We start from the raw sequence: 6,163 nt of genomic DNA on the forward strand, positions 1-6,163 counted from the left end.
GCCGGTAACCAATGCTCGCAGAGCGGGTATCGGGTTGCGGCGAAGACCGTCGAGCATGCCTCAGAGCGCGCGCACCGCCTCCAGCACCTCTTCGGCGTGACCCTTGACGCGGACCTGCCGCCAGATTCTGGCGATGCGCCCGTCCTCGCCGATCAGGAAAGTCGCGCGCTCGACGCCCATATATTTGCGACCATACATCGTCTTCTCGACCCACAGACGGTAGGCCTCGATCACCTTGCGCTCCTCATCGGCCACCAGATCGACGGTAAGGTCATATTTCTGCTTGAATTTGTCGTGCTTCTTGGTGCTGTCGGGGGACAGCCCTATGACCACGGCGCCGGCCTTCTCGAAGTCCGGCTTCAATTGCGAAAAGCTGATCGCCTCATTGGTGCAGCTCGTGGTGTCGTCCTGCGGATAGAAGTAAAGTACAACAGGCTTTCCCAGCAATGCGGCGAGGCTGAGCGACCCGCCACCGTCGCGCGGAAGATCGAATTGCGGCGCAAGATCGCCCACGTCGAGATCGGCCATGTCGGTGCCCTTGTTTGAGGTTACGCGCGAAGCCGCATCGATATAGTGTCAGACGGGGATTCGTCCACGATCGAGTTCGCTACAACGGAAGATTGCGTGGATCAGGAAGAAACGCAGCACGAGAAGATCAGGTTCAGGCGTGACGAGATCACCGACCTGGCGGCTTTCCCCTCCGCTTGCAAAGTGCCGCCGCTTGGGCGCGCCAGGATCGGTCGTGGCTTTCGCATCCTTGCCCGCGTGGTCGCCGGGTTCAGCGCTCTGGTGTTGCTGGCCGCTGCCGCGGTCTATGTGCTCGGCACGTCGGGCATCGGCACCGAGCGGCTTCGCGCCGAGGCGGAAACGGCCATCGAGAAACTGGCCGGCTTCGATGTCGATGTCGCCGTCGGCCCGGCGCGGCTGACGCTCGACGGGTCGAGCTTCATTGCCTTGCAGGTGAGCGACGTCAGCCTGAAGACCGCCGGCGGCAAGCCGATCGCCGACGCCGGCCGTGTCCGCTTCGGCATCCGGCTGATCCCGCTGCTCTCGGGCGAGGTGCGCCTGACCAGCGCCCGGATTTCCGATGCGCATTTCATGCTGGCGGCGATGCCATCCACTGGCGGCGACTGGACGGCGTCGCTTCGCAACGCGGATGGCCTGGTTGATCCGGACAAGGTGGTTGCCGCGGTCTTCGCCAATGTCAACCACGCCCTCGATGCCGTGCGCGAGGATTCGATTCGCCAGGTCGATCTGCGCAATGTCGAGTTCGTTCTGTCGGACACCAGTCCGGTCAAGCGGGTCACCGTGGCCAATGCCACTGTCCTGCAGACCGGCCCAGGCAGCATGCAGGCCTCCTACGACGCCGATGTCGATGGTCGCGCGCTCACCATCGCCGCCTCCGCCGCCCGCGATACTGCAACCGGGCGGGTCACGGCGCTGGACGCCAACGTCAGTCTCGCCGCCGACGCTGGAGCAGGGACCGGTGGCAAATTGGGCGCCGTCACCTTGAAATTGACGGGGGTGGAAGGAGCAGCGGAGACGAAGTCGCGTCTGACGGCCTCGCTGTCGCTGGCAGGCTCCGTGCTCGATCTCGGCTCGCGCGGGCAGCTGCCCGCCGACGTCGACGCCAATGCCACCCTTGTCGCCGGCGCCAACAAGATCGATGTCACCCGCCTTCTGCTCAAGACCGGCCGCTCGACCTTCGACTTCGCCGGCTCGATCGGACCAAAGCCGGCAACCGCTGGCGAGCAGCCAGCCTATCGCTACGACCTGACCAGCGACGGCTCGAAGCTCTCTCCGTCGGAGTCGCCCGAGCCGGCACTCGATTTCGTGGCCCGCATCGCCGGGGTCTATCAGCCGAAGAGCAACAAGCTCATCGCCGAGAAGATCGGCGTCCGCTCGGGATCTTCCAGCGAGGTGCTGGGCACGGCCTCGGTCACCTTCATCGACAATGGCCCGCCGGGCATATCTCTCTCTCTCAACATCCACGACATGCCGGTCTCGCATGTCAAGCAATTGTGGCCCTGGTTCTCCGCCCGCAACGCCCGCCTGTGGGTGCTGAGCAATCTGTTCGGCGGTCGCGTAGTCGACGCCACCCTGCAGTTCCAGGTCGTGCCGGGGCGGCTCGGCAACGGCGTCCCGCTGTCCGCCGACGAGGTGTTCGGCCGCTTCCAGGTCGAGGGTTCGCGCTTCGACACGGCCGGCCGCATCCCGCCGATCCGTGACGCGGTGGGCGTCGTTTCCTTCCGCGGCAACGATGTCGACATCGCGCTGTCGTCGGGCAGCGTCTACATGACCAGCGGCCGCACCGTGGCGGCCAGCAACGGCACGCTGACGGTCAAGCAGGCCAACCACTCGCCGGTGATCGGCGCGCTCGACATCGACGTCGCCGGCGAGGCGCCGGCGATCGCCGAGCTCGCCTCCTACGAGCCGATCAACGCCATGCGCCATGTCGGCCTGTCGCCGGAGGATCTCACCGGCACGGTCACAGGCCACGTCAAGGCCGATATTCCGCTGACGTCTGGCGTCGACACTTCGAAGCTCAACTGGCTGGTAACACTGGACTATAAGGACCTGTCGCTCGCCAAGCCGTTCGAGGACCAGACCGTGACGGAGGCCGACGGCTCGATCACCGTCGAGCCGAAACAGGCGGTGATCTCGGCCAAGGCGCGGCTGAACGGCATTCCGGCCGAGCTCGACATCGTCGAGCCGCTTGCCGATGACGGGCCACCGCCCAGTCGCAAGGTCGAGCTCGTGCTCGACGACAAGACGCGCGCCACCGCCATGCCCGGCCTGTCGCCGCTGCTTTCGGGGACCATCAAGGTGGCGATCGACAAGAGCGACGGCGACGAACAGAACGTCTCGGCTGATCTCACCAGCGCCAGGCTCGATATCCCCTGGGCTGGCTGGAGCAAGGGCGCGGGCGTCCCCGCCAAGGTCACATTTGCAATGACCAAGTCCGGCGGCACCACGACGCTCTCCGATTTCGACCTCGACGGAAAGAGTTTCTCCATCGACGGCGACGTCACGCTGGTCAATGGCGCCTTGTCTTCGGCCCGCTTCAGCAAGGTCGCCCTGAACAGGGGCGACGACGTCGCGGTGACGGTGAAGCGGTCGGGCAAGGGCTATGCCGTCGATGTCAGCGGCGAGGCGCTCGATGCACGCTCGCTGATCAAGCAGTTCACCTCCGATGTCGACACCGCCACCAAGACCACCGGCACCGACGCGATTTCCGTCGACGCCGATGTCGGTTCGCTGACCGGTTTCCATGACGAGGTGCTGTCCAACCTCAAGCTGAACTACAGCGCCGCGGGTTCCCGGGTGAACGGCCTCGAGGTCAGCGCGACGGCGAGCTCCGGCGCGGCCATTACCATCCGCAACACGACCGCCGACGGCAGGCGGGCGCTCAGCATGAAGTCGGCCGACGCCGGCGCCATACTACGCTTCCTCAATGTCTACGAGCATATGGAGGGTGGCTCGATCACGCTGTCGATGGCGGGCGCCAGCGACGGGCCGATGAAGGGTCAGGTCGATGCCACCAACTTCTTCGTCGTCAACGAGCCGAAGCTCGCCTCGATCGTGTCGACCACGCCGGCCGGCGACACGCGCAGCCTGAACCAGGCGGTCAAGGCCGATATCGATACGTCCAGGGTCAAGTTCGAGCGCGGCTACGCCGAGATCGACAAGGGGGCCGGCTATCTGAAACTGGCGAACGGGGTGCTGCGCGGCGAGCGCATCGGCACCACTTTCCAAGGCACGCTCTACGACCAGAACAACAATATGGACATGACCGGCACCTTCATGCCGGTCTATGGGCTGAACCGCATCTTCGGCGAACTGCCGCTGTTCGGCCCGCTGCTCGGAAACGGCCGGGATCGCGGCCTGATCGGCGTCACTTTCCGGCTGAGAGGCAATGCCAACAAGCCGAGCCTCGACATCAACCCGCTTTCGGTAATCGCTCCCGGAATATTCAGGTCGATCTTCGAATACCGCTGAGGCGGCCCGTCACACCGGCCGGGCCAGGACGTGTTTTTTCTTGCCAACTGAGAGCTTTACGACGTTTTCCGGACTCAAATCCTGAAGCGTCACAGTCCGGCGGTCGTCCGCGACCAACTGGTCGTTGAGGCGCACGGCGCCGCCCTGGACATGACGCCGCGCCTCGCCATTGGAGGCGGCGAGCCCGGCGGTGACCAGCAGCGACAGGATGCCGATGCCGGCTTCGAGCGCGGCCTGGCCGACTTCGACGCTGGGCAGTGTGTCGGCGAGCGCGCCTTCCTCGAAGGTCTTGCGCGCGGTTTCGCTCGCCGTTTCCGCCGCCTCGCGGCCATGCAGCATGGCGGTGATCTCGGTGGCGAGGATCTTCTTCGCCTCGTTGATCTCCGCGCCGCCGAGCTTTTCGAGCCGCGCGACCTCGTCGAGCGGCAGCGTCGTATAGAGTTTCAGGAAGCGGCCGACATCTGCGTCCTCGGTGTTGCGCCAATACTGCCAGAACTCGTAAGGCGACAGCATGTCGCCGTCGAGCCAGACCGCGCCCGACGCAGACTTGCCCATCTTGGCGCCCGACGAGGTGGTGAGCAGCGGCGTGGTCAGCGCGTAAAGCTGCGCGTTCTCCATGCGATGGCCGAGGTCGATGCCGTTGACGATGTTGCCCCACTGGTCCGAGCCGCCCATCTGCAGGCGGCAGCCGAGACGCTTGTAGAGTTCGACGAAGTCGTATGCCTGCAGGATCATGTAGTTGAATTCGAGGAACGACAGCGACTGCTCGCGGTCGAGGCGCAGCTTCACGGAATCGAAAGCGAGCATGCGATTGACCGAGAAATGCCGGCCGACGTCGCGCAGGAAGTTGACGTAGTTGATCTCCATCAACCAGTCGGCATTGTTGATCATGACCGCGTCGCCGGCGCCGCTTCCAAATTTGAGGTAGGGCGCGAAGTTGCGGCGGATGCCGGCCAGATTGTCCTCGATGTCCTGCGGCGTCAAAAGCTTGCGCGCCTCGTCCTTGAACGAGGGATCGCCGATCATCGAGGTGCCGCCGCCCATCAGCGCGATCGGCCGGTGGCCGGTCTGCTGCAGCCAGTGCAGCATCATGATCTGGATCAGCGATCCGGCATGCAGGCTCTTCGCCGTCGCGTCGAAGCCGATATAGGCGCTCACCGTCTCCCTGGCGAAAAGCTGGTCGAGGCCGGCATCATCCGAGGTCTGGTGGATGAAGCCGCGCTCGCTCATCGTGCGCAGGAAGTCGGACTTGAAGGCGGACATTTTTGCTTTCCCGGAGATCGCCCGGCCGCCAGGCCGAGCGTGACATGAAGGCGCGCGTTTAGCATCAGTGGGCGATCAGCAAAAGTGGTTTCCGGTTTTGCGACTGTTAGCCTCCCACTCCCGCGCCGCGTGCGAGAGATTGGCAGGGCAGGTCGAATTTGCCTCCATCGCCCGTCCACCGAGCGCTGGCGCCGCCCCTCACCTGCCTGCCGGCATCCTTGTAACTTGTCCCTTGCCGACTCTGCTATTGCAGCAGGTGCGGTGGCGGACGAGAGACCGGAGCATCTTTGGGCCTTGAAGCCCGTGGGAGAGCGAGGGTCTTCGTCCGCCGTTCCATCGACCCCGAACAGTCGCCTGGGCCGCAAGCGAAGCCCGATTAGGCAAGGATGGGATAGGATGGAAATCGTTGTTGGCATCGACGTTTCGAAGGATCGGCTGGATGTGCATGTTTTGCCGTCCGGTGAAGCGTTTTCGGTTGGTAACGACCATGCCGGGATGGAGGATCTGGCTCGACGTCTTGCAGCCTTTTCTCCGACGGCAATCGGATTGGAGGCTACGGGAGGCTACGAGCAGCTGGCGGTCGCCACTTTGGCGAGCGCCGGCCTTTCGGTTGTCGTGGTCAATCCAGCGCAGGTCCGGGCCTTTGCCAACGCGCTCGGCAAGCGGGCCAAGACCGATCCGATCGATGCTGCCGTCATCGCAGCCTTCATAGCTGCGACCAAGCCGGAACTGCGGCCGCTGCGCGATGCCGAGACCAGGACGTTGGCCGATCTCGTCACGCGCCGGCGTCAGATCGTGCAGATGATCGTGGCCGAAGAGAACCGCGCCCGCACGGTCAACGCAAGACAGGCGCAAAAGAGCATCAAGCGCCTGCTCGCCGCGCTCAGGCGTGAGTTGGAAA

Annotated in this window: 4 protein-coding genes; 2 read left to right on the forward strand and 2 right to left on the reverse strand. The window is 64.5% G+C overall.

The genetic code is table 11. The features are described 5' to 3' along the window. Positions 1-60: 60 nt before the first annotated feature. On the reverse strand, positions 61-528 hold the full coding sequence (locus tag EN846_RS21905; protein ID WP_127284397.1) for a peroxiredoxin: 468 nt from the start codon (positions 526-528) through the stop codon (positions 61-63). A 96-nt stretch (positions 529-624) separates the two neighbouring features. Between EN846_RS21905 and EN846_RS21910 the strand changes: the two genes are divergently transcribed. Beyond that, a complete protein-coding gene (locus EN846_RS21910; RefSeq protein ID WP_127392452.1) occupies positions 625-3,999 on the forward strand; it encodes a DUF3971 domain-containing protein in 3,375 nt (1,124 codons plus the stop codon). 9 nt (positions 4,000-4,008) lie between these two features. Here EN846_RS21910 and tyrS read toward each other — a convergent pair whose 3' ends face one another. Then, positions 4,009-5,262, reverse strand: coding sequence for a tyrosine--tRNA ligase (gene tyrS / locus EN846_RS21915; RefSeq protein WP_127392453.1), 1,254 nt, complete (start codon positions 5,260-5,262; stop codon positions 4,009-4,011). 396 nt (positions 5,263-5,658) lie between these two features. On the opposite strand from tyrS, the gene EN846_RS21920 reads away from it, so the two are divergent. Then, a partial coding sequence (locus EN846_RS21920) for a transposase (protein WP_135898978.1) occupies positions 5,659-6,163 on the forward strand: 505 nt, incomplete at its 3' end.

Source organism: Mesorhizobium sp. M4B.F.Ca.ET.203.01.1.1, from assembly GCF_004791025.1.
Lineage (GTDB): Bacteria > Pseudomonadota > Alphaproteobacteria > Rhizobiales > Rhizobiaceae > Mesorhizobium > Mesorhizobium abyssinicae.